We start from the raw sequence: 26,094 nt of genomic DNA, 5'->3' as shown, positions 1-26,094 counted from the left end.
TCCTGCTCCCCGGGAGAACCATGTCTTCCCAGCACATCAACAGGCGTACGTTCATCGGCGCCGCCGGCGTTGTCGGGCTCACTGCCACCGGAGTGACGGCTCTCAGCGGCTGTTCCACCGGAACTGCCACAACCGGCAAGGGGGCGGAGGCGTTCAGCAAGGTCGAACTGCCGGCCTTCGTTCCCGCCGACGTGGCGGCACCGGACCTCGCGGGCAGCGCTGAGGGGCTGGACGCGGCCTACCTCCGCTACCCGAAGAACCTGACCAGGTCCGTGGCCGCACCACCCGGGGACGGTTCGGTGATCACCGCGCTGACGGAGACGTTCACCACACCCGCCCCCGCCATGGGGAGGAACACCTACTGGAAGGAGCTCAACAAGCGGTTGGGCTCGGAATTCAAGATGAACATCGTCGTCGAGACGACCGACGACAGCTACTCGTCCAAGTTCAACGCGGCAGTGGCCGGTGGCGAGATCCCCGACCTGGTATGGATTCCACCGAACCAGGGACTGCGCAGGATTCCCGATCTGCTCGAGGCGAAGTTCCAGGATCTCACCCCGCACCTCGGCGGCGATGCGGTCAAGAAGTACCCGAATCTCGCGAACCTCCCTGAATTCGCCTGGAAGACCGCCGTCATCAACGGCAAGATATTCGGCGTTCCGGTGGCCTACGGCCGCATGGGGCAGGTCTACGTCATCAACGAGGACTTCTGGAAGCCGGTCGGAGGCGCTTCCTTCACGAGTGCCGAGGACTTCCTGGCCAAGGGAAAGGAGCTGCTCGACGTCAAGCGCAAGAAATATGTGCTGGAACCCGCCTACGTGAACCATGTGGGTATGTACGCCCAGTGGTTCGGCGCCCCTTCCGGATGGGCGGAGCGGAACGGCAAGCTGGTCCACCAGTTCGAGACCGACGAATTCCGGGAGGCGCTGGAGTTCGGCGTCAAGGTGAGCAGGGCAGGTCTGTTCTGGCCCGACCCCAATCTCACCACTACACGCGAGAAGATGGCACAGGGGGCGCTGGGTGCCTATGTCCAGTCCTTCCCCTCGTTTCTGGTGGATGTGAAGACCTACCGCTTCCCCTTCGGGATCATCCCCCCGTTCGCCGCCAGGAAGGGCGCAACCCCGCACTTCTACTTCGGACTTGGATCCGTCGGATTCACCGCGGTCAACAAGGAGGCGGACAAGAAGCGGCTCGAGATGCTGCTGCGGGTCCTCGACTACCTCGCCGCACCCTTCGGCACACAGGAGCGGCTGTTCCTGGACAACGGAGTCGAGGGGACGCATTTCCGCCGGACGGCGAAGGGGGACGTCGAGCTCACCGACAAGGGGAACGCGGAGGCCGTGACCACCGCTATGCCGGTGTCGTTCCTGGCCAACGCCCCTGAGTACCTCTACCTGCCGGGCCAGCCGGACCTGACGCGCCGCATCCACGACTGGCAGAAGAAGCTCATCGCCATGGCCGTGATCAATCCGACCGTCGGCCACTACTCCGACACCAACGCCGGACGTGGCGCATCTCTGACGATGGAGGTGAACGACGGGATCAAGGACATCGTCGCCGGCCGCAAGTCTCTTTCCGACTTCGACGGGATGGTGCGCACCTGGCGCTCCGGCGGCGGGGACAGGATCCGTGCCGAGTTCGAGGAATCCATCGCGAAGACCGGCAAGTGAGCGTCCCTCCGAATTCACTGCAAGGAGCATCATGCAAGACCTCCGTATCGGAGTGATCGGCCTCGGCCTGCGCGCCAACCTCGCGGACGCCGCGCACCGGCCCGGCGCCGGCTCGGTCGTGGCGGCCGTCGCCGACACCGATCCGGCCGTACGGGCCACGGTGCCCGAGCGGTACGCGGGCGCGATCGCGGTAACGGACCACCGGCGGCTGCTCGACGACGCCTCTATCGATGCGGTCATCGTGGCCACCCCCGACGACACCCACGAGGCCGTCGCCTGCGACGCGCTGCGGGCAGGGAAGCCGGTGTACGTCGAGAAGCCCCTCGGCATCACCGTCGCGCAGTGCGACACCATCCTGCGCACCGCCCACGAGAGCGGCACCCGGCTGTACGTCGGTCACAACATGCGGCACATGGGCGTGGTGCGGCTGATGCGCGACCTCATCGTCCGCGGCGACATCGGTGAGCCGAAGACCGTGTGGGTACGGCACTTCGTGTCGTACGGCGGCGACTACTACTTCAAGGACTGGCACGCCGACCGCCGCCGCACCACGGGGCTGCTCCTCCAGAAGGCCGCTCACGACATCGACGTCGTGCACTGGCTGGCCGGCGGTTACACGTCGCGGGTGAACGCCATGGGCGAGCTCATGATGTACGGCGACCTGCCCCGCAGGGCGCCGGGAACGCCGCGCCCGGACGGCTGGCTGCGGGAATTCGACTGGCCTCCGTCGGCGCGCAGGGACCTGAACCACGTGGTGGACGTCGAGGACGTCTCCATGATGAACATGCGGCTCGACAACGGAGTGCTCGCCGCATACCAGCAGTGCCACTTCAGCCCCGACTACTTCCGCAACTACACGGTGATCGGGACCGAGGGGCGGCTGGAGAACTTCGGGGACCGGCCGGGCGACGAGGTCAGGGTCTGGAACACCGGGCCCTCCGGCTACCGTTCGGACGCCGACGCCGTGCACCGCGTACCGGACTCGAAGGGCTCGCACGGCGGGGCGGACCAGCGGATCGTCGCGGAGTTCTGCCGCTTCGCCAGACAGGGCGGTGCTACCGACACCTCCCCCGTGGCGGCCAGGATGAGTGTGGCCGCCGGTGTCATGGCGACCCGGTCGCTGCGCGAGAGCGGTGTGCCGTACGACGTGCCGCCGCTCGACCCGGTCCTGGTCGACTACTTCGCCTCCGGCCAGCGGCGTGACGGGGCACTCACACCGCGATGACCTCGATGCCGGCGTCGGTGAAGAGAGCGGTCATGTCCTCACCGATGCCGGTGTCCGTGACCAGGATGTCGACCTGGTCCGTGGTGCAGATCCTGGCGAAGGCGCGCGTGCCGAGCTTGCTGGAGTCCGCGGCGACGACCACCCGCTCGGCGCGTTCGCACAGCAGCCGGTTGATGCCCGCCTCGTCCTCATGGTGGGCTGCCGCCCCATGGGCCACGTCGAATGCGTTCACACCGAGGACAGCGGTGTCCATGGTGATCTGGCCGAGGACGCCGTCCGCCAGGGGGCCGGTGAGCTCGTACGACTGGGGACGGGCCACTCCGCCGGTGATCACGATTTTGAACTGCGGCCGGATGGCCAGCTCGTTGGCGATGTTCAGCGCATTGGTCACGATCGTGAGGGCAGGGGTGCCCGACGCCAGGTCGGGACGGACGGCAAGGGCTCGGGCGACCTCCGTCGTGGTGGTTCCGCCGGTCAGGCCGACCGCCTCGCCGGTCGTGATCAGCCCGGCGACGGCCTGGGCGATGCGCTGCTTCTCGGAGGCGTGCCGGGCCGTCTTGTAGCGGAGCGGCAGCTCGTAACTGACGCCGTGTACGACGGCGCCGCCCCGGGTGCGCACGAGCATCTGCTGCTGTGCGAGCTGGTCGAAGTCGCGGCGGATGGTGGCGGCGGAGACATCGAGTGCCGCCGCGGCTTCCTCGACGTCGAGGCGGCCCTGCTCGACGAGCAGTTCCAGAAGGTCCTTCCAGCGTGCGTCGCGGGACTGGGACATCTCTCGCACTCTCCTCTTCGGCCGAACGTTGTGACCTTAACCCAGAAATGTCTGAATGCTTGATTGTGCTTGAAAGAACGCAGTATCTTGCAGAAATAAGCATTTACTTGAGGAGTGGAATCGAGCATGAGCCATGTCCAGAACGAGCTGACCAGTCAGCCCGAGTGCTGGGAACGCGCAGCCGGTCTGGCCGCACGTCAGTCGGCGGCCCTGCCGTCGCCGGGGGAGCGGGTGGCCGTCGTCGGCTGCGGGACCTCGTGGTTCATGGCCCAGGCCGTGGCTGCCCTGCGTGAGGGAGCGGGGCTCGGTGAGACGGATGCCTTCGCGGCGTCGGAGTTCCCCTTCGGACGGGACTACGACCGGGTGATCGCGCTGAGCCGGTCGGGAACCACGACCGAGGTGCTCGAACTCCTCTCCGCGGTACGGGGGAAGGCACGTACGACTGCCATCACCGGCGACCCCAGGACACCCGTCATGGACGCCGCCGACGACGTCGTGGTGCTCGACTTCGCCGATGAACAGTCCGTCGTGCAGACCCGGTTCGCCACCACCGCCCTCACCCTGCTGCGCGCCCACCTCGGCCTGCACACCGATGCCGTGGTGGCGGACGCGCGGACGGCGCTCGCCGGGCCGCTGCCCGAAGGGCTGGTCGACTGCTCGCAGTTCACCTTCCTGGGCCGCGGCTGGAGCGTCGGTCTCGCGCAGGAGGCCGCGCTGAAGATGCGTGAGGCATCGCTGTCCTGGACCGAGGCATATCCGGCCATGGAGTACCGGCACGGCCCGATCAGCATCACGACCCGTGGCACGGCCACCTGGATGTTCGGCGAGTCGCCCGACGGTCTTCGGAAGCAGGTCGAGGCCACCGGCGGTATGTGGGTGGCCGGCGGCCTCGACCCGCTCGCCGAACTCGTGCGGGCGCAGCGCCTCGCGGTCGCCATCGCGGCGGCCCGTGGCCTGGACCCGGACGCGCCGCGCCACCTCACCCGCTCCGTCATCCTCGACGAGGGCTGAGCGATGCCCCTTGCCGAGAGCGGAGCGCTGGTTGCCGACGCCGCCGCCCGGGGCGGCGCGGTGGCCGCGTTCAACATCATCACCCTGGAGCACGCGGAGGCCGTGATCGCGGGAGCCGAGGCTGCCGGTGCCCCGGTCATCCTGCAGATCAGCGAGAACGCGGTGAAGTACCGCCACGGCCAGCTGCTCCCGCTGGCCCGCGCCGCCGCGGAGGCGGCGCGTCTCGCCGGCGTGCCGGTCGGACTGCACCTGGACCATGTGAAGAGCGATGCCCTGCTGTGGCAGGCGGCCGACGCCGGGTTCAGTTCGGTGATGTACGACGCGTCGCATCTGCCCTATGCGCAGAATCTGGCAGCCACCCGGAAGGCGGCCGACTGGGCGCACACCCGGGGGTTGTGGATCGAGGCGGAGTTGGGCGAGGTGGGCGGCAAGAACGGTGCGGCGCCGCTGGACGCGCATGCCCCCGGTGCCCGTACCGGGCCGGAAGAGGCGCGTGCGTTCGTGGCCGATTCCGGGGTGGACGCGCTGGCCGTCGCGATAGGCAGCTCGCACGCCATGACCTCCCGGACCGCCGTTCTCGACCATCAACTGCTCGGCCGGCTGCGGGCGGGTCTGGACATCCCGCTGGTGCTGCACGGTTCATCGGGTGTGCCGGATGCCGAGCTGTCGGCGGCCGTCGGCGGCGGCATCGCCAAGGTCAACATCGGCACAGCGCTGAACATCGCCATGACCGGAGCGATCCGGGAGGTGCTGACCGCCCAGCCGGAGGCGGTCGACTCCCGGAAGTATCTCGAGGCCGGGCGTCTGGCGATGGCCGCCACGGCCGGCGAACTGATCGCGTTGCTCGGATCCGCCGCGGCCGCGTAGATCCGCGGCGAGCGGTGGGCGGGGCGCGCCGGCCGTCCCGGCGGGGGGAGCTGTTTCCGGCGCGGTGTGGGCGGCCGGGCCAGGTCCGGGAAGCAGCGCCGGCCGCAGGGCGGCCGGGACTTCTCGAACACCCACAGGGCGCTCCGACAGCCCTGGCGGGTGCACGATGAGCTCAGGCGAGGCCTGCCACGGCCCACTTGGCCTCCTGGGACAGCATGCCCAGGCTGCGCTGCGCCGGCTTCCCCATCCCCGACCGGAGATCCGTGCCGGCGCTGAGTGACTCACGGGCGATGCGGGTGAGCTTCGACCTGGCCGCCGCGAGGGCGAGTTCGAAGTGCTCGGCGGCGATCAGCCGGCCGAGCCCGAGGCGGCGCCACGGCCGGCCCGTGGCATCCGCGTCCAGCATGCCGGGGATCTGCCCCAGGGTCTGCCAGGCGGTCTGCAGATCTCCCGTCAGCCGTTGCAGCTCGGCGAGTTTCCGCCAGGCCGAAGCCCGGTCCCAGGGTGTCTCCTGCAGACAGGCGTGTCCGTACTGGGCGCGCGCTGCCTGGAAGTGGTCGCCCAGCGCCTCGAGTTCGAGACTCAGCACCCGCAGGGGCCCGGCGTGCGGGCCTGTGGTGTCGAGGGTCCTCAGCAGTGCCACCCGGGCATGCTCGGTACGCCCCTGCCGTCTGGCGAGGCGAATCCAGGTCAGCGCCGGTTCGCGCGCGGGGTCCGCACCGAACAGCGCCTCGTCCGTCGCACGCGCCCATCCGGCGAGCCGCTCGGGTTCTTCCGTGATCCCGGAGAGTCCCCAACCCCACCCTCCGGCGGACTTCGACGCACCGATCTCACGCAGCAGCGGGAGGTCGTCGGCGCTGCCGTGCAGCCCGACCAGAACAACGGCCAGCCGCAGTTCCTCGCCCGCTGCCGGTTCCGCAGCCTCGCACGCCAGCAGACGGCGGAGCAGGGGAAGATCACCTTGCTGCCGGTCGAACTGCGCCGCGCGCAGTACGGTCGCACGCCGGGCGCCCTCCCCGGCGACCGCGTCGGGACTCGAAGGGTCCGCACGCAGACGAGCCAGATCCGCCCGGCCCGGCGCCAGTACCGTCTCCCGCAGCGGCGCCCGGGGGTGCGGGTCGAGCAGCGAGTGGGCCAGCCCCTCGGCCGAGTCGAGCAACACATGATCCGGCTCGGTCCGCAGCAGTGCGGAGTGCATCCGGCTGATCAGCTCGACGGGGGAGCGGTCCGGGAAACCGAGAGCGGCACGCAACCGCGCCCGATCGGTGTCGAGTTCGGGTACGTCCGCCCGTCTCTCCTGCTCCACGCCGGCTGTTTCGGCCAGCAGCCGTCGCTCTCCTGACGCGGGGGAGAGGTGCAGCAGATCGTGCCAGCACGGCAGCCCGACCAGCAGTTCGAGCGCCTCGTCCGGACTGTCGCCGATCACCCCGGCCCGGCCCTCGCGGTCGGCGTACAGCACGGCGCCTCCACCGCACACGAAGTACGTGCCGCCGGTGTCGTCCCCGGCTATCGGCTCCAGCGGGGCACCGGACGCCAGCCGTACCGCCCCGCCGTGTCCGGCGCGGCGGAGGTCGAAACCGAAGGAACGGGCCGCCAGTCCGGCGAGGGCGGGCTGCGCCGCGAGCAGACCGAACGCACGTCCGTGAACCGTCATAGAGGAAACGTAACAGCCATGTCCGACATACCTCTCACGCCGGTTGCAGCAGATCCCAGCGGTTGCCGTAGAGGTCCTCGAAGACGGCGACCGAGCCGTACGGCTCGTGGCGCGGCTCCTCGAGGAAGCGGACGCCGGCGCTCACCATCCTGGCGTGATCACGGGTGAAGTCATCGGTGTGCAGAAAGAAGCCGACCCGGCCGCCGGTCTGGCCGCCGACCGCGGTGCGCTCCGCATCGTTCTTCGCCCGGGCCAGCAGCAGGCCGGGCCCGGCCTGTCTGCCGGGCGGTGCTACCACCACCCAGCGACTGCCGTCGCCCCGGTCGGTGTCCTCGACCAGGGCGAAGCCGAGCGAACCGGAGTAGAAGGTGATCGCCTCGTCGTAGTCACGGACGAGCAGGGTGATCAGTGCGATGCGGGACATGACCCAGAGGTTATACGTATCACGGCCCGGATCCGGCACAGCCGGGCGGACAGACACGACCACCGCTCGCGGGCCGCCGGGAGCAGAGTCGGGCCGATGGTGTCGCATACCGGCAACGGGCCCGGCAGGATGGGGCCATGTCTCTCGAACCCGCCCCGTTCACCGCTGACGACTACCGGGCCCGGATGGCCCGCGCCGCGCAGAGCGCCGCCGACGCCGGACTGGACGGAGTGCTGGTCGCGCCAGGGCCCGACATGGTCCACCTCACCGGGTACCGGCCGACCGCCGCCACCGAGCGGCTGACCCTGCTGGTCGTCGCAGCGGACCGCGACCCGGTGCTCGTGGTACCCGCGTTGGAGGCAGCCGACGCCGAGCATGCCGCAGGGGCACCCGCGCTCACCCTGCTGGACTGGACCGACGGCACGGATCCCTACGGGATCACCGCCCCGCTGCTCGGCGTCGGCCGCCGCTTCGCGGTCAGCGACAACACCTGGGCACTGCATCTCCTGGGCCTGCAGAGAGCCCGCCCCGACAGCATGTACACCGCGCTGACCGAAGCGCTGCCGATGCTGCGCGCGGTGAAGGACCCGGCCGAGCTGGCCCGGCTCGAGGCGGCGGGTGCGGCGGCCGACGCGGTGTACGAGGAGATTCTCAAGGTCCGCTTCGCCGGCCGCAGGGAGTCGGATGTGGCGGGTGATCTGGCCGCGCTGCTGCTGGAGTCAGGTCACTCCCAGGTGGATTTCACGGTCGTCGGATCGGGCCCCAACGGAGCCAATCCGCACCATGAGGCGGGTGAACGGGTCATCGCCCCCCACGACATGGTGGTTCTCGACTTCGGTGGCCTCAAGCACGGCTACGGCTCCGACACCTCCCGTACCGTGCACGTCGGCGAGCCGGACGCCGACGAGCAGCGTGTGCACGACGTCGTACGGGAGGCCCAGCAGGCCGGGTGCGAAGCCGTGCGGCCCGGTGCGGCGTGCCAGGACGTCGACCGGGCGGCGCGGGCGGTCATCACCGATGCCGGTTACGGCGAGCAGTTCATCCACCGCACCGGCCACGGTATCGGCGTCACCACCCATGAACCGCCGTACATGATCGAGGGCGAGGAACGGCCCCTGGTCCCCGGGATGTGCTTCTCCGTCGAGCCGGGGATCTATCTGCCCGGCCGTTTCGGTGTCCGGATCGAGGACATCGTCACGGTCACCGCGAACGGTGGCCGGCGGCTGAACACCACCTCACGCGAGCTGGCGGTCGTCGAGTAGCGAAGGGGGCACACTCACGAGTCGGCCAGTACGACACAGGACTCGGGCGGCAACAGCAGCAGACCGTCGTCCCCCGGCGGGCGGACCGCGTCCCAGGCGGCCAGAATCCGGCTGCCGCGTCCGTTCAGCGGGATCTCCGCCGAGCTCTTGCCGAGATTGACCGCGATCCGCAGATCACCCCTGCGGAACGCCAGCCAGCGAGCCTCCTCGTCGTAGGCCACCTTGACCGCGGCGAGGTCCTCGTCGACGAGGTCGGACTGGGTGCGCCGCAGTGCGAGCAGTTCCCGGTACCAGCCGAGCAGCCTCGCGTGCGGGCCCTGTTCCGGCTCGGTCCAGTCCAGGCAGGAACGCTCCCGGGTCGCCGGGGACTGCGGATCAGGGATGTCCGCCTCCGACCACCCGTGCTGCCCGAACTCACGTCGCCTGCCGTCCCGTACGGCCTGGGCGAGCTCCGGGTCCGTGTGATCGGTGAAGAACTGCCAGGGGGTCCGCGCGCCCCACTCCTCACCCATGAAAAGCATCGGGGTGAAGGGACTCGTCAGCACCAGCGCTGCGGCACAGGCCAGCAGCCCGGGAGCCAGGTCTTCCGAGAGCCGGTCGCCGAGCGCACGGTTGCCGACCTGGTCGTGGGTCTGCGCGTAGCCGAGGAACCGGTGCGCCGGCGTCGCAGTACGGTGCACCTGACGGCCGTGCGTCCGGCCCCGGAAGCTGGAGTACGTACCGTCGTGGAAGAACACCCGGGTGAGCGTCTTGGCGAGCGAGCGGAGCGGCGCCTTCGCGAAGTCGGCGTAGTACCCCTGGGATTCACCGGTCAACGCGGTATGCAGGGCGTGGTGGAAGTCGTCGTTCCACTGGGCGTGCAGCCCGAGCCCGCCCGACGTGCGCGGGGTCGTGGTGCGCGGATCGCCGAGATCGGACTCGGCGATCAGGAACAGCGGCCTGCCCAGCTCCACGGCCAGTGCGTCGGTGGCAGCGGACAGTTCCTCCAGGAAGGTCAGCGCCCGGGTGTCGGCCAGCGCGTGGACGGCGTCTAGGCGCAGTCCGTCGAGCCGGTAGTCGCGCAGCCAGGCCAGCGCACTCCCGAGCAGATACGCGCGGACCTCGTCGGAGCCGGGTGCGTCGAGGTTGACGGCCGAGCCCCAGGGCGTCTGATGGGTGTCCGTGAAATACGGTCCGTAGGCGGGGAGATAATTCCCGGAAGGACCCAGGTGGTTGTGCACCACATCGAGCACCACGCCGATGCCGTGCGCATGGGCGGCGTCGACGAAGCGCTTCAGCCCCTCGGGCCCGCCGTACGGCTCGTGCACGGCCCACAGCGACACCCCCTCGTACCCCCAGCCGTGCCGGCCGGGAAACGGACAGACCGGCATCAGCTCGATGTGGGTGACGCCGAGAGCCGCGAGATGGTCCAGCCGTCCCGCGGCCGCGTCGAAGGTGCCCTCCGTGGTGTACGTGCCGATGTGGAGTTCGTAGATGACCGCGCCGGGCAGCGCCCGCCCCTGCCACTCGGTGCGCCATTCGTAGGCGTCGTGGCCGACGACCGCGCTGAGCCCGTCGGGCCCGGACGGCTGCCGGCGGGAGCGCGGGTCGGGCAGCACGGGCCCGCCGTCGAGCGAGAAGCCGTAGTGGTTCCCTTCGGCGGCGTCCGTGCCGACCGTCCACCAGCCCTCCCGTGACGGGTCGCGCTCCATGCCGAGCACCCTGTCCGCCACATGCAGCGTGACCAGGTTCTTCTCCGGCGCCCATACCTCGAACAGCACGCGGTCCCCCTCGTGATGGCCCTTTTGACGGTCCGTCCGGTCTCATCTTGGCAAGACCGGGGGCTGGAGCGAGCGAACTCCGGCCATTAGGGTCGCGAGCCATGACCTTGCCGCCGCTGCCCGGATCGCTGCCCGCCTTCCCGCCCGGCTTTCTCTGGGGTGCCTCGGCATCCGCATTCCAGACCGAGGGAGCTGCGGGAACCGACGGCAAGGGGCCTTCCGGCTGGGACGAGTTCGCCGGGCGGCCCGGACGGATCAAGGACGGCAGCGACGGCTCGCTCGGCACCGGCTTCTACGACAGATACCGCGAGGATGTCGCGTTGCTCGCCGCTCTGGGCGCCGGGGCCTTCCGGTTCTCCGTCAGCTGGCCGCGCGTCGTTCCCGGCGGGACCGGGCCGGTCAACCCGGCCGGTCTCGACTTCTACGACCGGCTGGTCGACGAACTGTGCGCGCACGGCATCACCCCCGTGCCGACGCTCTACCACTGGGACACCCCGCTGCCCCTGGAGCAGGCGGGCGGCTGGCTGAACCGGGACACCGCCCACCGGTTCGCCGAATACGCGAGCACGGTCGCCGGGCGGCTCGCCGACCGGGTCCCGATGTGGATCACCATCAACGAGCCCGCAGAGGTGACCCTCCTCGGCTATGCGCTGGGCGAGCACGCCCCCGGCAGGAAGCTGCTCTTCGACGCCCTGCCCGCCGCTCATCACCAGCTGCTCGCCCACGGTCTGGCCGTCGCTGCGCTGCGGGCGGCCGGCGCGGCGGACATCGGGATCGCCGTCTCGCACACCCCCGTCCTGGCAGCCTCCGACAGCGAGCAGGACCGGTTCGGCGCCGAGCTGTACGACACGATCTCCAACTGGCTGTTCGCCGACCCGCTGCTCACCGGCGCCTACCCGGACGAGAACTTCGCCGCCCTGATGCCCGGCCCGGTCGCCGACGACCTGGACATCATCTCGGCCCCGCTCGACTGGTACGGGGTGAACTACTACAACCCCACCCTCGTCGGCGCCCCCGCGCCTCAGGCCCTCGACTCCTTCTCCGGGTTCGAGATGCCGGGTGAACTGCCCTTCGGCATACGGAAGATCGAGGGCTACGAGACGACTGATTTCGGCTGGCCGGTGGTACCCGACGGGCTGCGGGACATGCTCGTCGGGCTCAAGAGGCGCTACGGGGACCGGCTGCCGCCGCTCTGCATCACGGAGAACGGGTGCAGCTACGACGGCATCGAGGACGCCCGCAGAATCACGTTCCTGGACGGCCATCTGCGGTCCCTGCACGCGGCGATGGCCGAAGGGCTGGATGTCCGCGGCTACTTCACCTGGTCGCTCACCGACAACTTCGAGTGGATCGAGGGCTACGCACAGCGTTTCGGCCTGGTCCATGTCGACTACCCGACCATGCGGCGCACCCCCAAGGACTCGTACCACTGGTACCGGGAAGTGATCCGCGCCCAGAGGGATCTCAGGCGTCCCCTGCCAGGGTGACCGCCCGCACCCGGCCGGAGCACCCGGTCCGTCCGAACGCGATTGCGGCGGTCGGGCCTGCTCCCGGGCCGTGTGATGTCCGCGGACCGTAACAATCGCCGTCCGGGCTGGTCACACGACTGGCGGAAAGGAGGGCCCATCTGGACACCTCTGCCCGCCCGGCCCGACAATCACCTGTGTGACGTCCTCTTCCGAGTCCCCCGCGTACGAGCCCCACACGGCTTCCGCCCGGCTTTCCGACGCCGAGCGCGACCGTGTCCTCGGCGTACTCAGGGAGGGTGCCGCGCAGGGCAGACTGTCGCCCGACACCTTCATGCGGCGGATGGAACTGGCGCTGGCGGCCCGCAGGTCCGACGAACTGGTCGTCCTCACGGCGGACCTGGGGAGCACGCGCGGCTGGTCACAGCGGCTCTTCGGCGCGGTCGGCCGGATGTCCGCCTTCTCGGAGCGGCTGCGCGGGGCCTGGACATCGGAGAGGCTGCCGAAACTGCTGCTGCCGGCCCCCGGACCGTATCCGCTGCGTATCGGCCGCGATCCGGTCAACGGACTGCGGCTGAACCACGAGACGGTCTCCCGCATCCACGCCGAACTCGGGGTGCAGGCCGGGGTGTGGGTGCTGCGCGACCTCGGATCGACCAACGGCACCACGGTGAACGGCCGCCGGGTGACGGGAGCGGTGGTGGTCCGGGACGGGGACTCGGTGAGCTTCGGACGGATGGGCTTCCGCTTGTCGTCCGGCTGAGCGTGCTGCCCGGCCGGCATCGGGATGAACGGGCGACCCGGGGCGGCGGCCGGCGTGGGTGTCGCCGTATGCCGTACGCGACACGGTCGGCGGGGACTGGGTGGCGCTGCGGGCCGATCCGGCCCGGCGTCGGGGGCCGGCGGCCTTTTCCGTGTCGAGCTGACCGGCCCGGCCGCGGCCTTCGCCGGACGTCCGCAGCCGGCGTTGCGCCGTCACCCGGACGGCCCTGCGCCGGCTGCGGGCCCGGGCCTTCGGTGGTCGGCTGGGAGCACCAGCGCCGCACGGCGGCGTACCGAGACACGGGCGGTGACACGATGGCCGCTGACCCGGCCGCGGGGATACAGACCGGCGTTCCGGATCTTCCCCATGTTCTGGGCCTGGGCAGCGATCCGTACCACTTCTACCGCACCCTGCGCGAGTACCGCCCATTGGCCTACGACCCCCATCTGGGCGCCTACCTGGTGAGCCGGTACACCGATGTCGCCGCGGCGCTCGCCGACGTCAGGCTCGCCCGCCCGCGCTCCACCGACTGCTGCGAGCCGGGTGACAGCCGGTGTGCGTCCCCTCTCGCGGGTGCGCCCCGAGCGGTCCGTGAGTCCATGACGCTCGTCTTCGGGCAGATCGTGGAAAGAACCGCCTTCGTCCTGGCCAGCAGGCTTGCCAGGCGGCGCGAGGCCGATCTGGTGGCCGAGTTCTGCAGCTGGCTGCCCGCCGGAGTGGTCGCTACCGCCGCCGGTCTGCCCTATGACGCGATCGCCCGCGTCGACCGTGCCACCCTGCACGCGCGCGTCGGACCGGTCCGGGAACGGGAGGGGGAGGGCACCGCCTGGCTGGCCGGGCTGCTCGCCGACCGGGTCGGCGTCACCGAGAGGGCGCTCGCCTCGCTCGTCGCGAGCCTTCTCGACCATCCCGATCAGCTGGCCGCGGTACGCGCGGACCCGGCACTGATCCCGCGTGCCTGGCAGGAGTCGCTGCGCCGCAATCCGCCGGTCCATGTCCTGGTCCGCAGGGCGGTGCAGGACATGGAGCTGGCCGGCGGGACCGTGCCCGCCGGCGCCGCCGTGGCCTGCCTGATCGGGTCTGCCGGCCGGGACCCGGCACGCTTCGCGGGCCCCGACCGCTTCGATCTGTTCCGTGCCGACCCCGGACAGCTCACCTTCGGCCCGCCGGGTTGCCCGGTGGCGCGGCTTGCCGCACTTCAGGCGCAGTACGGGCTGCGGGCCTTGTTCGACGCCATGCCCGGGATGCGCTGGGCCGAAGGCTTCAGGCCGGTCGAGACCGGGGTGCTCACCCGCGCGCCCCGGTCTCTGCTGGTGCGGCCCGCTTGAGCAGCGCGACCGGCCGCCCGGCGAAGAGATCCCGCACGGCCACCGTGCCCGTGAACTCCCGCTCCGGATGCAGCAGATCGCTCCACACACCGGCCGGCAGCGGCAGCGCGGTGTCCCGCCACCCGCCCGCGTCCGCCAGCCGCAGCGACAGTCTGGTGACCGCCGTGACGACCTCTCCCGAGCGGCAGAACGCCAGGCAGTGGTCGCCGGCCGGTCCTTCGGCGGTCAGTGGCGCATAGCTGCCCGACTCTCCGAAGACCTCGGGATACTCGCGGCGCAGCAGCAGCGCCGTCCGAGTCATCGCGCACTTCTCCGCCGAGAGATCCGGGCGGTCGGCCGTGTCGGACGGGCCGGGAGGGCCCACCGGGCGCATCGGCCGGCGATTGTCGGGATCCATCAGCGCGAGGTAGACATCCTCGGTTCCCTGGTAGAGGTCGGGCACCCCGGGCATCGTCAGATGGACCAGTGCGGCACCGAGCACATTCGCCCGCGCGTGCGGATCGAGCCCTCGGGAGAACCGGGCGACCGCGACATACGCGGGCCCGGCCGGTCCTGCGGCCACGAAATCGGCGACCGCCTGCTCGTACTCCGGATTCTGCTCGGTCCAGCTGGTGCGCAGACCGGCCTCCCGGACGGATTTCAGCAGGGCGGGCCCGAGCCGTTCCTGATCGGGTGCTCCGAACCCGAGGGCGGTCTGCCAGGCCGCCCAGGCCACCTGTGGGTCGGGCGCGGGCGTGGTCAGCCGGCCCAGCAGCTCCGCCCACCGTGCCGGACACTCGGTCAGAACCGCGATCCGCGCCCGGACGTCGGCGCTGCGCTTGGTGTCGTGGGTGGTGAGGACGGTTCCGCCGGCCGGCCAGTCCCGGGCACGGCGGGCGCAGAACGCATGGAACTGCGCCGGGCTCGTCGCGGGGGAGCCCGGATCACCGCCGACCTCCCCGGCCGGGATCAGCGGGGTGTACCGGTAGAAGGCGGTGTCCTCCACCGACTTGGCGCGCAGCGCCGAAGCGGTCTGCGCGAAACGGGCACAGAAGGTGGCCCTGTCCTGTCCGCCGCCCAGTCTGCCCAGCGCCAGACCCCGTACGACACCGACGGCCGACGACTCCTCGTCGACGGAGAAGGAGGCGACGGCCTGCCGCACCGTCTCCTCGTCCAGCGTGGCATCCGCCGTGCCGGGGGTCGGGCCGCCGGCGGTCACATACGGCCGGTAGACGGTGAGGCGCACCAGCAGTTCGCGCAGCGCCAGCCGCAGCGCCCACGGCGCATGGTCGCGCAGCGCGGGGTCCGCCTCGCAGATCCGCGCCGCCGTACGGACCAGGAACGCCGTCTCCGCGGCCAGCTCATGGGTGATCACCTCGTACGCCGCCCGGCGCACCGTCGCTTCCCAGTGACCGCCCCGGTCCGCCGGCAACCCGGTGAAGTCCCGGTAGCGGCGGGCCAGCTCGTCCGCGCCTGCCGGGTCGGTGAACAGTCCGTCGATCCGGTGCAGGGCTTCATAGCCGGTCGTCCCGGCGACCGGCCAGTCGGCAGGCAGCTGTTCGTCACCGGTGAGGATCTTCTCGACCACCGTCCAGCGGCCGCCGGTCGCCTCGTCCAGCCGGCCGAGGTATCCGCCCGGATCCGCGAGGCCGTCCGGGTGGTCGACGCGCAGCCCGTCGACCACGCCGTCGTGCATCAGCTCCAGGATCTTGGCATGGGTCGCGGCGAAGACCTCGGGATCCTCGACGCGCAGGCCGATCAGGTCGGAGATGGTGAAGAAACGCCGGTAGTTGAGCTCGGTACGGGCGAGCCGCCACCAGGCCAGCCGGTACCACTGCGCATCCAGCAGTGCGGGCAGCGGCAGATTCGCGGTGCCCTCGCGCAGCGGAAAGGCGTGACCGTAGTAGCGCAGCACATCTCCGTCGACGGACAGCCTTCCCAGTTCGTCGCCGATGCGGTGCCCCAGCACCGGCAGCAGCACCTTGCCGCCGCCGGCTTCCCAGTCGATGTCGAACCAGCGCGCGTACGGCGACGCGGGCCCTTCGCGGAGCACTTCCCACAGCTGCCGGTTGAAACGGGGGGCCGCCGCCATGTGGTTCGGCACGATGTCCACGACCAGGCCGAGCCCGTGTGTCCGTGCGGCCCTGGCCAGGGACCGCAGGCCCTTCTCGCCGCCGAGCTCTTCGCGTACGAGGGTGTGGTCGACCACGTCATAGCCGTGGGTGGAGCCGGGCACCGCGTCCAGGACCGGCGACAGATGGAGATGCGACACGCCGAGGGCAGCGAGATACGGCACTGCTTTCTCGGCGGCCGAGAAGGGGAACTCCGGCTGGATCTGGAGCCGGTACGTCGCAGTGGGCGTCATAAGAACCTACGTACCCCGTTTTGCGGCTCCCTGTCACCGCGCGCCCACCGACCGTCAGGCCGGCCGTTTCAGCACGGTCAGGCTCCTCCCGATCAGCGTGATCCGGTCACCGGCGTCGACTTTCGGCCCCTGCCCCGGCGGGACACCCTCCGTACGGGCCGTGTCGACGACGACCTCCCACTGCCGGCCGTGATTCACCGGTACCAGGAATTCGATCTCCTCCGCGCTCGCGTTGAACATCATCAGAAACGAGTCGTCCGCGATCCGCTCGCCGCGGGTGCCTGGCTCCGAAATGGCGTTGCCGTTGAGGAAGACGGTCAGGGCCTTGGCGTGGGCCGCCTGCCAGTCGCGCTGCACCATCTCGCCGCCTTCGGGGGTGAACCAGGCGATGTCGGAGAGCTCGTCATGGGTGCCCTCCACCGGGCGGCCGTGAAAGAAGCGCCGCCGTCTGAAGACCGGGTGTTCCCTGCGCAGGGCCACCATCGCACGGGTGAAGTCGAGCAGTGTGCCCTCGGCGCCGTCGCCGGAGGCAGGCTGTGCCGGGTCCGGCCAGGCGACCCAGGCCAGCTCGCTGTCCTGGCAGTAGGCGTTGTTGTTGCCCTGCTGGGTACGGGCGAACTCGTCGCCGTGGCTCAGCATCGGCACGCCCTGCGAGAGCAGCAGTGTGGCCATGAAGTTACGCATCTGACGGTCGCGCAGTTCCCGTACGGCCGGGTCGTCCGTCCCGCCCTCGGTCCCGCAGTTCCAGGACCGGTTGTGGCTCTCGCCGTCCCGGTTGTTCTCGCCGTTCGCCTCGTTGTGCTTGTCGTTGTAGGCGACCAGGTCATGCAGGGTGAAGCCGTCGTGGCAGGTGGTGAAGTTGATGGAGGCGAGCGGACGCCGTCCGTCGTCCTGATACAGGTCGGAGGAGCCGGTCAGCCGTCCGGCGAACTCCGCGAGGGTCCGTGGTTCGCCGCGCCACAGGTCCCGGACCGTATCGCGGTACTTGCCGTTCCACTCGGTCCACAACGGCGGGAAGTTGCCCACCTGGTAGCCGCCCTCGCCGACGTCCCAGGGCTCGGCGATCAGCTTCACCTGGGAGACCACCGGGTCCTGCTGCACGAGATCGAAGAACGAGGAGAGACGGTCCACCTCGTGGAACTGGCGGGCCAGGGTCGCCGCGAGGTCGAAGCGGAAGCCGTCGACGTGCATCTCGGTGACCCAGTACCGCAGCGAATCCATGATCATCTGGAGTACGTGCGGGGAGCGCATCAGCAGACTGTTGCCGGTGCCCGTGGTGTCCATGTAGTAGCGGGGGTCGTCGGTCAGCCGGTAGTAGGAGGTGTTGTCCAGGCCCCGGAAGGAGAGCGTGGGGCCCAGGTGGTTGCCCTCCGCCGTGTGGTTGTAGACGACATCGAGGATCACCTCGATCCCGGCCTCGTGCAGGGCCCGTACCGCCTGCTTGAACTCGAGCACCTGCTCGCCGCGGTCCCCCCAGGAGGCGTAGGAGTTGTGCGGGGCGAAGAAGCCGATGGTGTTGTATCCCCAGTAGTTGGAGAGTCCCGCGTCGGCCAGCCTGTGGTCGTTGACGAACTGGTGAACCGGCATCAGTTCCAGTGCTGTGATGCCGAGTTCGGTCAGATGTTCGATGACAGCCGGATGGGCGAGTGCCGCGTACGTTCCCCGCATCTCGTCCGGCAGGCCGGGATGAAGCATCGTCAGGCCCTTGACGTGGGCTTCGTAGAGCACCGTCTCGTGGTACGGCGTCCGCGGCAGCCGGTCGTCGCCCCAGTCGAAATACGGGTTGACGACCACCGACGTCATCGTGTGCGGCGCCGAGTCCAGGTCGTTGCGCGAGTTCGGCCGGCCGAAGTGGTAGCCGTAGACCGACTCGTCCCACTTGACCTGCCCGCTGACCGCTTTGGCGTAGGGGTCGAGAAGCAGCTTCGCGGAGTTGCAGCGCTGCCCGCTCTCCGGCGTATAGGGGCCGTGCGCCCGGAATCCGTACCGCTGACCGGGCATGATCCCGGGCAGGTAGGCGTGGCGGACGAAGGCGTCCGTCTCGCGGAGCTCCACCGCTGTCTCTGAACCGTCGTCGTGCAGAAGGCACAACTCGATTCGGTCGGCGGCCTCCGAAAAGACCGCGAAGTTGGTTCCGGCGCCGTCGTACGTGGCGCCGAGAGGGTATGTCTGTCCCGGCCAGACCTGCATGGAGAAGACTCTTCCACATTCGGCGCCCGCTCAGGCCTGTCAGCGCGTCCCGGCCGCGAACCACTATGAATCGGCTCACTCGCCGCGAAGCGGCTGCCAGAGAACAGTCGTCACGAATAGGGGAGTTGAGAAAGCAGCCTGGGCATCCGGCTGCACCGCCTCCCACGCTCGGAGTACCCTTCCTTGATCGTTGATGGGGGACCGAAAGGTGGTACGCGGGTGGGCTCGGGAGGGCTGGAGCTACCCCCAGGTGACCCAGGTCACGAAGGGGGCTCCACAGATGTCCCGCCCGGCGCGGTGTCACTCGCCCGGCCCGTGGAGATCGGGGCGGAGCTGGACTGGGGCGCGGACGCCTGGAACGAGGTGCGTACGCGCGCCCAGCGGGCCGGCCGGGCATACATCTGGCTGAACCTCGTGGAGCAGCGGCTCCGTGCGGTGGTGGCCGCTGTGCTGCGCCCGATCTACGAGCCGGTGCACGGTGACGAGTGGGTGGTCGCGGCCGCGGGACCGGCCGGTCAGGAGTGGGTGCAGCGCGCCGTGGCGGTACGGGAGGTCTCCCGCCGCAAGGGGTATCTGCTCGACCCCGCCGACGACAATGTGCTCAGCTTTCTGACGCTGCCGCAGCTGCGCGAGCTCATGGTGCAGCACTGGCCGTGCTTCGAGCCGTACTACGACGACCGGCGCGATGTGGAACTGGCCCTGGACGAGCTGGAGGTCACCCGCAACGTGGTCTCCCGCAACCGTGCGCTGTCCGAAGCGGTTCTGTCCCAGGCCGAACGTGCGTCGTCCCGGCTGCTGAACATCCTGGGTGCCGGATCGGGCGCGCCGTCCGCCGACCGCCTCCCGGTGGACGCCGTCGAGGATCTGGTGGGGGACCGCTACGCGGATGTCGTCAGCGTTCACCCGGACCGGGTCCGGCTGCAGCGCCAGATCCCGGCCGAGGACCTTTTCGGCGGCGCGCGCAGGCTCGACGCCATAGGCATAGGCCTGAACCTCCTCGTGCAGAACTTCTCCGGCCGGCGTCTGGTACGGCTGGCGGAGTCGGGCTGCCGCGTCCGGCTGCTCTTCCTGAACCCGGCGAGCAGCGCCGTCAAGCGGCGCGAACGGGAACTCGGTCTGAAGAAGGGAGAGCTGAGCCGTTCGGTGGAGATGAACATCCTGCACATGCGGCGGGTGCGCTCCCGGCTGCGGGACCCGGGCGCCTTCGAGATCCATGTCTTCGACGAGACCCCGCGCTTCATGGCGTGTCTGGTCGACGGTGACGGCGCCGACGGGCTCGCCGTGGTCCAGTCGTATCTGCGCAGGGCCCGCGGCATGGAGGCCCCGGTGCTGGTACTGCGGGGCGGCGGCCGGTCGGTGGTCCGGCACGGACAGGACACGGAACACGGTCTCTTCGAGACCTACCGGGATGAATTCGAGTCCGTGTGGACGGACTCCCGCCCGGTCTCCTGAGCCGGGCCCGCCCGACCGTGCGTGCGCGCCCCGCTCGGGGGTACAGGCACGAGCATCAGTGTCGGACGGATAACGGAACAAGGGCGGGGTCATGGAGATCTCAGGCATCATCAGTGCGATCGTGATCGGCATCGTCATCGGCGTGCTGGGGCGGCTGGTCGTCCCCGGCCGTCAGCACATCGGGATCCTCTGGACGATCGTGGTCGGTATCGTGGCCGCGTTCATCGGAGCGTTCATCGCCCATGCCGTCGGTGTCGACGACACCAAGGGCGTGGACTGGATCGAGTGGCTCATCCAGATCGGGCTCGCGGCTGTGGGTATCGCCGCGCTCGACCGCTCGAGCAGCCGTCGCTGACGGTCCGGGCCGGGGGCGGCCCTTCGATGTCAGTGGCGCGTGCGAGGGTGTTCAGCACCTGGGGGACGCACCACTGAGGAGGGCCGCATGAGCTGGCATCGGGGACCGCTGGTCGGCTTCGACCTGGAGACGACGGGCACGGATCCGCTGGAGGCGCGGATCGTGACGGCCGCGGTCGTCGGAGGCAGGGACGGCAATCCGTCACGGCAGCGGGAATGGCTGGCGAATCCGGGGATCCTCATCCCCGCACAGGCCTCTGCGATTCACGGCATCAGCAGTGAGCGGGCGGTGGCGCACGGCAGGCCGGTGCGCGACGTGGCCGACGAGATCGCAGAAACGCTGACCGGGTACTGGACGCAGGGCGTGCCCGTCGTCGCGTACAACGCGGCATTTGATCTGAGCCTGCTGACCGCGGAGCTGCGCCGTTACGGCCTGGCCTCGCTCAGCGACCGGCTGGGCGGTGCTCCGGTCGGGCCGGTCATCGACCCCCTCACCATCGACCGGGGCGTCGACCGCTACCGCAAGGGCAAGCGGACCCTGGAGGCGGCGTGCGCCGAATACGGCGTGGTGCTTGACGGCGCCCACCAGGCGACGGCCGACGCGCTGGCGGCGGTGCGGGTGGCGATCGCCATAGCCGAGCGGCATCCGCAGGTCGCTGCCCTGGACCTCGCTGAGCTGCACCTGAACCAGGTCGAGTGGTACGCGGACTGGGCGACCGGCTTTCAGGAGTTCCTGCGGAGCAAGGGAAACGCGGACGCCGCTGTTGACACGGACTGGCCTCTGCGCGGGGCGGCTTCGGCAGTCCGTTAGGAGTTCTCCCTCAGAAGGGATACCACCGCACTTCGGGGTCGCCCTCACGCAGCGAGGCCACCCTGCGGCGGAATTCGGCGAGTGCCCCGGGGTTGCTCGGGGCGTGCTGGGCCACCCAGGCGCAGCTGGCCGTCTCCCGGGCGCCGCGCAGTACGGTGCACCCCTCCCACTCCCGTACGTCCCAGCCGTAGGCGCGGGTGAACTCGTCGTAGGCCTGCGCGGGAAGCCCGTAGCGGTCCCGGGAGAGTGCCATCACGACCAGATCGTGTTCGCGGAGGTCCGACGAGAAGGTCTCGAGGTCGACCAGGACCGGCCCGCTCGGTCCGATGTGGACGTTGCGGGGCAGCGCGTCGCCATGGATCGGACCGGGTGGCAGATGCGGTGTCAGCGCGGCGGCCGCAGTGGCGAATCCGTCCCGGCGTTCGCGCAGGAATGCCGCGTCGGCCGGGTCGATCGCATCCCCTGCCAGCCGCAGCCAGCGCTCGACGCCGTCGAGCAACCGGCGCCCGGGCAGTGGAGTGTCCGGGCCGGGCAGCGCGTGAACGGCGCGGAGCAGCGCGGCGAGGTCGGCCGGCTCCGCGGGGCGCAGGGCATCGGGAAGCCGGTGCCAGAGGGTGACCGGGTGGCCGTCGATCATGCGGGGCCTCGGGTCCGCGGCGCGGACCGCGGGGACCTCGGTCTGCGCCAGCCAGAGCGCGACGGCCAGTTCGCGTTCGGCGCGTTCCAGGAGTTCCGCGTCCCGGCCGATCTTGACGACGAGACCGTCGGCCGCGAAGACCGCGTTCTCGCCCAGCGACAGTAGCGCCGCTTCCCGGGCCAGACCCGCGGCAGCCAGTACGTCCCGGGCCGTTGACTCGTCCATGTTCGTCTCCCGCTGTTGATGGAACCCGCCAAGTTTCGCATCCGTGTGCGCTGGACCAAGCGCGCAGGTGTCACCGGCACCGGTCCCGTGCAGTGGTTGCACGAGACGTCTCGTCTCGTCTACGGTTCGACGTATGACGTCACCGAAACGTGCTCATATCGCCATGTTCTCCATCGCGGCCGCAGGGCATGTGAACCCGAGTATCGAAGTGGTCAGGGAACTCGTCGCGCGGGGCCATCGCGTTACCTACGCGATTCCCGCCGCCTTCGCCGAGAAGGTCGCGGCCACTGGCGCCGAGCCGGTCGTTTATACCTCGACACTGCCCACCGACGAGGAGCCGGAGGCCTGGGGTACTGAGGTGATCGACAACATCGAGCCGTTCCTCCGCGACGCGATCCAGGTGCTGCCGCAGCTCATCGAGGCGTACGAGGGCCCGGGCGGAGCCGGAGTGCCCGATCTGATCATCCATGACATCACCTCCTATCCGGCGATCGTGCTGTCGCGCCGCTGGGACCTGCCGGTCATCTCGCTCTCACCGAACCTGGTGGCCTGGCAGGGATACGAGGAAGAGGTCGCCGAGCCGATGACGGCCGGGCTGATGGCCACCGAGCGGGGCCGGGCGTACTACGCGCGGTTCCATGACTGGCTCGAGGCCAACGGCATCACCGAACACCCGGACCCGTTCGTCGGCCGTCCCCGCCGCAGCGTCGTCCTCATTCCCCGGGCTCTGCAGCCCAGCGCGGACCGCGTCGACGAGAACGTCCACACCTTCGTCGGTGCCTGCCTGGGGGAGCGGGCGGAGCAGGGCGGCTGGCAACGGCCGGACGGGGCCGGGAAGGTGCTGCTGGTGTCGCTGGGGTCCGTCTTCACCCAACAGCCCCGGTTCTACCGCGAGTGCGTCCAGGCCTTCGGGAACCTGCCGGGCTGGCACATGGTGCTGCAGATCGGCAGGCACGTCGACGCGTCCGGCATCGGCCGCATCCCCGACAATGTCGAGGTGATGAACTGGGCGCCACAGCTGGCGATCCTCAAGCAGGCCGACGCCTTCATCACCCATGCGGGCGCGGGCGGCAGCCAGGAGGGTCTGGCCACCGCCACCCCGATGGTCGCTGTTCCCCAGGCCGTGGACCAGTTCGCCAACGCCGCCATGCTCCAGTCGCTGGGTGTCGCCCGGCAGGTACCGATGGCGGAGGCCACCGCCGGGAATCTGCGCGAGGCCGTACTGGCGGTGGCCGGTGACCCGGACGTCGCGCGCAGGCTGGCGGAGGTCCGAGCCGAGATGGCGGCGGAAGGCGGCACGGAGCGGGCAGCCGACCTCATCGAGGCCGAACTGCCCGCCCGGTGGAGCATGCCGTCCTGAGCCGGCCGCACGACGGCCGGCACGGCGCGCAACCGTCAGACGCGGACCCGATCCGGCTGGTCGTCGTCATCCCGGACCCCCGGGGCGACGGCAGCCGCCGGCCGGGCGTAGGCCGACTCGTCGTGCGTCAGGTCGGGCAGCCACCGCAGCCACTTCGGCAGATACCAGTTGCGCTCGTCCAGCAGCGCCATGATGGCCGGGAGAAGCACGCCGCGGATGATCGTCGCATCGATCAGCACGGCGGCGGCGAGGCCGACACCCATCTGCTTCATCGACTGCATCGACAGCGTCCCGAAGATCGCGAACACCGCCACCATGATGATGGCCGCGCTGGTCACCACACCCGCTGTGGTGACCACACCGTGGCGAATCGCGTCCCTGGTGTTCCTGCCCTGCAGCCTGGCCTCACGGATCCTCGACACCACGAACACGTGGTAGTCCATAGAGAGCCCGAAGAGGATGACGAACAGGAACAGCGGCAGCCAGGAGATGATCGCGCCGACACCCTCCGCCCCGACCAGCGAAGCGCCCCACCCGTGCTGGAAGACAGCCGTCAGGATGCCGTAGGCCGCGCCGACCGACAGCAGGTTGAGCAGGATCGAGGTGACGGCGACGGTCAGTGACCTGAAGCAGAGCAGCATCAGAATGAAGGCGAACGCCACCACGAAGATGAAGACCGGGACCACCGCGCCGACGATCTGGTCGTTGAAGTCCTTCGACCCCGCGACATTGCCGGTGACCGGTGCCTGTACACCGTCGACCTTGCCGAAGGTGGCGGGACGGACCGTGTCCCGCAGCAACTGCAGGCTTTTCTCCGCCTTCTTCTGGTCCGAACCGCCCACCAGCGGTACGTCGATCACGGCGACGTTCTGGTTGCGGTGCAGGACGACATCCACCGGGCCCTGCGACGCGCCCGAACTGACCGCCTGCGCACGGAAGCCGGCGATCGCCGCGCGCACCGGAGCGGCGTTGATGTCGTCGGCCCTGACGACGACCTGCGCCGGGTCCGCGCCGCCGGGGAAGGCCGCGTTGACCCTCTCGTAGGTACGCACGATGGGCAGTTTGTCGCCGAACTCCTGGTCCAGTGTGAGGTTCTGGGTGTGCATGCCGACGGCGGGCAGCGCGATGGCGGCAAGTGCTCCCGCCGCGATCGCGATGGCGGTCTTCGGCCGCCGCAGCACACCGCCGAGGACGGCGCGCCAGATACGGCTCTCACCCGACGCGTTGGTCCTGCCGCGCTTGAGGCGGCTGAGGAAGGGCACCCGGCCCTTCTCGACGCGGTCGCCCAACAGGGAGAGCAGCGCGGGCAGCACGGTCACCGAGCCCACCATCGCCACTGCGACGACCATCAGCGACGCGAGGCCCATCGCCTTGAACTCGGCGATACCGGTGAGGAGCATCCCGGCCATCGCCACACAGACCGTCACTCCTGAGACGACGATGGCGCGTCCCGATGTCGCGGCCGCGATCCGCATCGCGGTCGCCGCGTCCCGTCCGGCGGCCCGCTCCTCGCGCTCACGGCGCAGATAGAAGAGGCAGTAGTCGACGCCCACGGCCAGACCCACCAGCAGCATCACAGAGTTCGCCGTGTCGCTCATCGGCTGCACATGGCTGATCACGGCCATCAGCCCCATCGTCGCGATGATCGCCGTGATGGCCAGCGCGACCGGAAGCAGGGCAGCGACCAGTGCGCCGAAGGCGATCAGCAGAATGCCGAAGGCGACCGGCACCGCGGAGTACTCCGCCTTCTGGAAGTCGTCGCCGAACGCGTCGCTGAAGGTCTTGCCCATGCTCGCGCTGCCGATCTCCTCGATCCGCAGCTGCCGATGGCCGTGCTGGACCTGTTCGACGGCCTCGATGACCGGAGCGATCCGGTCCGGCGCGGTGTCGGACTCGCCGCGCACCTTGAACTGCACGAGAGCCGAACGCCCGTCCCTGGAGATGGTCCTGGTGTCGTACGGTGAGGTGACGGACTGGACCCTGCCGGTCTCCTGGACCGCCTTGATCACGGCGGCAACCGTCTGCCGGAACTCCGGGTCGGTGGACTTCAGTGTCCCGCCGGAGTCCTGGATGAGCACCGTCTCACCGGCCGGCTCCTTCAGTCCCGCGTCATCGATGATGCGCGCGGCCTGACTCACCTCGCCGGACATCTGGTCGCTCTCCTTGACGTCCACCCGGCCCGCGGCAGAGCCGAGGCCCATCGAGAGAACAACGAAAAGTACCCAGATACCCACGGCCGCCCACCGGTGCCGGGCACTCCACCCGCCCGCCCGGGCGGCGATCCCCCGAACCCTTGTATCCCCATTCCCCATGACGGGCCTGCTCCCTCATGTGCGGTGGCGGCATCCTGCCGCCATCTCCAACTCGAAGGTATGGCCCCGCTAAACGCCTCTCGTCGTGCTGCCCGGTGAACCGGCGGGAGGTTCTGTCCTACCAGCGGAGTGGGTGTATCCCCGGGAAGAGGGAAGGCAGCCCCTTACACGTAAAGTCACGCACTCCGCCGTGCCTCCTCATGGGGC

19 protein-coding genes and 1 pseudogene are annotated in these 26,094 nt (G+C 69.9%); 12 read left to right on the top strand and 8 right to left on the bottom strand.

The window, feature by feature from the left end:
- Positions 1 to 20: 20 nt before the first annotated feature.
- Together OHS16_RS05655 and OHS16_RS05650 are read left to right on the top strand one after the other, a co-directional pair.
- Positions 21 to 1,670 (top strand): extracellular solute-binding protein, encoded by a 1,650-nt coding sequence (locus tag OHS16_RS05655; RefSeq protein ID WP_328536063.1) that lies wholly within the window; start codon positions 21 to 23, stop codon positions 1,668 to 1,670.
- A 31-nt stretch (positions 1,671 to 1,701) separates the two neighbouring features.
- Positions 1,702 to 2,895 (top strand): Gfo/Idh/MocA family protein, encoded by a 1,194-nt coding sequence (locus OHS16_RS05650; protein ID WP_328536062.1) that lies wholly within the window; start codon positions 1,702 to 1,704, stop codon positions 2,893 to 2,895.
- Here OHS16_RS05650 and OHS16_RS05645 read toward each other — a convergent pair.
- Positions 2,882 to 3,667 (bottom strand): DeoR/GlpR family DNA-binding transcription regulator, encoded by a 786-nt coding sequence (locus OHS16_RS05645; RefSeq protein ID WP_328536061.1) that lies wholly within the window; start codon positions 3,665 to 3,667, stop codon positions 2,882 to 2,884. The two genes, OHS16_RS05650 and OHS16_RS05645, sit on opposite strands and share 14 nt — an antisense overlap.
- Positions 3,668 to 3,793: 126 nt before the next feature.
- On the opposite strand from OHS16_RS05645, the gene OHS16_RS05640 reads away from it, so the two are divergent.
- Together OHS16_RS05640 and OHS16_RS05635 are read left to right on the top strand one after the other, a co-directional pair.
- Positions 3,794 to 4,678, top strand: a complete 885-nt coding sequence (locus OHS16_RS05640; protein WP_328536060.1) for an SIS domain-containing protein — start codon at positions 3,794 to 3,796, stop codon at positions 4,676 to 4,678.
- A gap of 3 nt (positions 4,679 to 4,681) precedes the next feature.
- Entirely contained in the window at positions 4,682 to 5,545 is an 864-nt protein-coding gene (locus tag OHS16_RS05635) for a class II fructose-bisphosphate aldolase (protein WP_328536059.1), read from the top strand.
- Between the two features lie 172 nt (positions 5,546 to 5,717).
- Here the strand turns inward: OHS16_RS05635 and OHS16_RS05630 are convergent, their stop codons facing one another.
- Together OHS16_RS05630 and OHS16_RS05625 are read right to left on the bottom strand one after the other, a co-directional pair.
- A complete protein-coding gene (locus tag OHS16_RS05630) occupies positions 5,718 to 7,199 on the bottom strand; it encodes a hypothetical protein (protein WP_328536058.1) in 1,482 nt (493 codons plus the stop codon).
- A 34-nt stretch (positions 7,200 to 7,233) separates the two neighbouring features.
- The gene (locus OHS16_RS05625; RefSeq protein ID WP_328536057.1) at positions 7,234 to 7,623 is read right to left on the bottom strand and encodes a VOC family protein; all 390 of its coding nucleotides are present in this window, start codon (positions 7,621 to 7,623) and stop codon (positions 7,234 to 7,236) included.
- Between the two features lie 137 nt (positions 7,624 to 7,760).
- Here OHS16_RS05625 and OHS16_RS05620 point away from each other — a divergent pair, with 137 nt between their 5' ends.
- The gene (locus OHS16_RS05620) at positions 7,761 to 8,885 is read left to right on the top strand and encodes an aminopeptidase P family protein (protein WP_328536056.1); all 1,125 of its coding nucleotides are present in this window, start codon (positions 7,761 to 7,763) and stop codon (positions 8,883 to 8,885) included.
- A 14-nt stretch (positions 8,886 to 8,899) separates the two neighbouring features.
- Here the strand turns inward: OHS16_RS05620 and treZ are convergent, their stop codons facing one another.
- Entirely contained in the window at positions 8,900 to 10,645 is a 1,746-nt protein-coding gene (gene treZ / locus OHS16_RS05615) for a malto-oligosyltrehalose trehalohydrolase (RefSeq protein WP_328536055.1), read from the bottom strand.
- 101 nt (positions 10,646 to 10,746) lie between these two features.
- Here treZ and OHS16_RS05610 point away from each other — a divergent pair, with 101 nt between their 5' ends.
- The 3 genes from OHS16_RS05610 to OHS16_RS05600 all read left to right on the top strand — a co-directional run bounded on the left by OHS16_RS05610 (position 10,747) and on the right by OHS16_RS05600 (position 14,202).
- Positions 10,747 to 12,132: a GH1 family beta-glucosidase gene (locus OHS16_RS05610; RefSeq protein WP_328536054.1), complete on the top strand. Its 1,386-nt coding sequence runs from the start codon at positions 10,747 to 10,749 to the stop codon at positions 12,130 to 12,132.
- A 178-nt stretch (positions 12,133 to 12,310) separates the two neighbouring features.
- The gene (locus OHS16_RS05605) at positions 12,311 to 12,874 is read left to right on the top strand and encodes a DUF1707 and FHA domain-containing protein (protein ID WP_328536053.1); all 564 of its coding nucleotides are present in this window, start codon (positions 12,311 to 12,313) and stop codon (positions 12,872 to 12,874) included.
- 314 nt (positions 12,875 to 13,188) lie between these two features.
- A complete protein-coding gene (locus tag OHS16_RS05600; RefSeq protein WP_328536052.1) occupies positions 13,189 to 14,202 on the top strand; it encodes a cytochrome P450 in 1,014 nt (337 codons plus the stop codon).
- Here OHS16_RS05600 and treY read toward each other — a convergent pair.
- Together treY and glgX are read right to left on the bottom strand one after the other, a co-directional pair.
- Entirely contained in the window at positions 14,162 to 16,546 is a 2,385-nt protein-coding gene (treY, locus tag OHS16_RS05595) for a malto-oligosyltrehalose synthase (RefSeq protein WP_328536051.1), read from the bottom strand. The two genes, OHS16_RS05600 and treY, sit on opposite strands and share 41 nt — an antisense overlap.
- A gap of 54 nt (positions 16,547 to 16,600) precedes the next feature.
- Positions 16,601 to 18,736: a glycogen debranching protein GlgX gene (gene glgX, locus OHS16_RS05590; RefSeq protein WP_328536050.1), complete on the bottom strand. Its 2,136-nt coding sequence runs from the start codon at positions 18,734 to 18,736 to the stop codon at positions 16,601 to 16,603.
- A gap of 219 nt (positions 18,737 to 18,955) precedes the next feature.
- On the opposite strand from glgX, the gene OHS16_RS05585 reads away from it, so the two are divergent.
- The 3 genes from OHS16_RS05585 (at position 18,956) to OHS16_RS05575 (ending at position 21,353) form a co-directional block, all read left to right on the top strand.
- Positions 18,956 to 20,188, top strand: a complete 1,233-nt coding sequence (locus OHS16_RS05585) for an SAV2148 family HEPN domain-containing protein (RefSeq protein WP_328536049.1) — start codon at positions 18,956 to 18,958, stop codon at positions 20,186 to 20,188.
- A 91-nt stretch (positions 20,189 to 20,279) separates the two neighbouring features.
- Positions 20,280 to 20,543 carry a GlsB/YeaQ/YmgE family stress response membrane protein gene (locus OHS16_RS05580; RefSeq protein ID WP_328536048.1) on the top strand — a complete coding sequence of 88 codons (264 nt, stop codon included), beginning with the start codon at positions 20,280 to 20,282 and terminating at the stop codon, positions 20,541 to 20,543.
- Positions 20,544 to 20,630: 87 nt separating this feature from the next.
- Positions 20,631 to 21,353 (top strand): 3'-5' exonuclease, encoded by a 723-nt coding sequence (locus OHS16_RS05575; RefSeq protein WP_328536047.1) that lies wholly within the window; start codon positions 20,631 to 20,633, stop codon positions 21,351 to 21,353.
- Positions 21,354 to 21,363: 10 nt separating this feature from the next.
- On the opposite strand, the gene OHS16_RS05570 is transcribed toward OHS16_RS05575, so the two are convergent.
- On the bottom strand, positions 21,364 to 22,215 hold the full coding sequence (locus OHS16_RS05570) for a phosphotransferase enzyme family protein (RefSeq protein WP_328536046.1): 852 nt from the start codon (positions 22,213 to 22,215) through the stop codon (positions 21,364 to 21,366).
- A gap of 87 nt (positions 22,216 to 22,302) precedes the next feature.
- Between OHS16_RS05570 and mgt the strand changes: the two are divergent.
- Positions 22,303 to 23,575 (top strand): annotated as a pseudogene (gene mgt / locus OHS16_RS05565) (macrolide-inactivating glycosyltransferase).
- 35 nt (positions 23,576 to 23,610) lie between these two features.
- Here mgt and OHS16_RS05560 read toward each other — a convergent pair.
- Positions 23,611 to 25,887, bottom strand: a complete 2,277-nt coding sequence (locus OHS16_RS05560) for an MMPL family transporter (protein ID WP_328536044.1) — start codon at positions 25,885 to 25,887, stop codon at positions 23,611 to 23,613.
- Positions 25,888 to 26,094 lie beyond the last annotated feature (207 nt).

It is taken from the genome of Streptomyces sp. NBC_00344 (assembly GCF_036088315.1).
Taxonomy (GTDB): domain Bacteria; phylum Actinomycetota; class Actinomycetes; order Streptomycetales; family Streptomycetaceae; genus Streptomyces.
Note: the sequence above shows the minus strand (reverse complement) of the source record. Positions and strands in the feature narration are given on the sequence as shown.

What these genes read in the sequence shown, in the direction of transcription:
- OHS16_RS05575 (WP_328536047.1), top strand. Translation starts at nt 20,631, where the DNA reads ATGAGCTGGCATCGGGGACCGCTGGTCGGCTTCGACCTGGAGACGACG.
- OHS16_RS05655 (WP_328536063.1), top strand. Translation starts at nt 21, where the DNA reads ATGTCTTCCCAGCACATCAACAGGCGTACGTTCATCGGCGCCGCCGGC.
- OHS16_RS05645 (WP_328536061.1), bottom strand. Translation starts at nt 3,667, where the DNA reads ATGTCCCAGTCCCGCGACGCACGCTGGAAGGACCTTCTGGAACTGCTC.
- treY (WP_328536051.1), bottom strand. Translation starts at nt 16,546, where the DNA reads ATGACGCCCACTGCGACGTACCGGCTCCAGATCCAGCCGGAGTTCCCC.
- OHS16_RS05600 (WP_328536052.1), top strand. Translation starts at nt 13,189, where the DNA reads ATGGCCGCTGACCCGGCCGCGGGGATACAGACCGGCGTTCCGGATCTT.
- OHS16_RS05635 (WP_328536059.1), top strand. Translation starts at nt 4,682, where the DNA reads ATGCCCCTTGCCGAGAGCGGAGCGCTGGTTGCCGACGCCGCCGCCCGG.
- OHS16_RS05570 (WP_328536046.1), bottom strand. Translation starts at nt 22,215, where the DNA reads ATGGACGAGTCAACGGCCCGGGACGTACTGGCTGCCGCGGGTCTGGCC.
- OHS16_RS05640 (WP_328536060.1), top strand. Translation starts at nt 3,794, where the DNA reads ATGAGCCATGTCCAGAACGAGCTGACCAGTCAGCCCGAGTGCTGGGAA.
- OHS16_RS05620 (WP_328536056.1), top strand. Translation starts at nt 7,761, where the DNA reads ATGTCTCTCGAACCCGCCCCGTTCACCGCTGACGACTACCGGGCCCGG.
- OHS16_RS05580 (WP_328536048.1), top strand. Translation starts at nt 20,280, where the DNA reads ATGGAGATCTCAGGCATCATCAGTGCGATCGTGATCGGCATCGTCATC.
- OHS16_RS05610 (WP_328536054.1), top strand. Translation starts at nt 10,747, where the DNA reads ATGACCTTGCCGCCGCTGCCCGGATCGCTGCCCGCCTTCCCGCCCGGC.
- OHS16_RS05560 (WP_328536044.1), bottom strand. Translation starts at nt 25,887, where the DNA reads ATGGGGAATGGGGATACAAGGGTTCGGGGGATCGCCGCCCGGGCGGGC.
- OHS16_RS05625 (WP_328536057.1), bottom strand. Translation starts at nt 7,623, where the DNA reads ATGTCCCGCATCGCACTGATCACCCTGCTCGTCCGTGACTACGACGAG.
- OHS16_RS05630 (WP_328536058.1), bottom strand. Translation starts at nt 7,199, where the DNA reads ATGACGGTTCACGGACGTGCGTTCGGTCTGCTCGCGGCGCAGCCCGCC.
- OHS16_RS05650 (WP_328536062.1), top strand. Translation starts at nt 1,702, where the DNA reads ATGCAAGACCTCCGTATCGGAGTGATCGGCCTCGGCCTGCGCGCCAAC.
- glgX (WP_328536050.1), bottom strand. Translation starts at nt 18,736, where the DNA reads ATGCAGGTCTGGCCGGGACAGACATACCCTCTCGGCGCCACGTACGAC.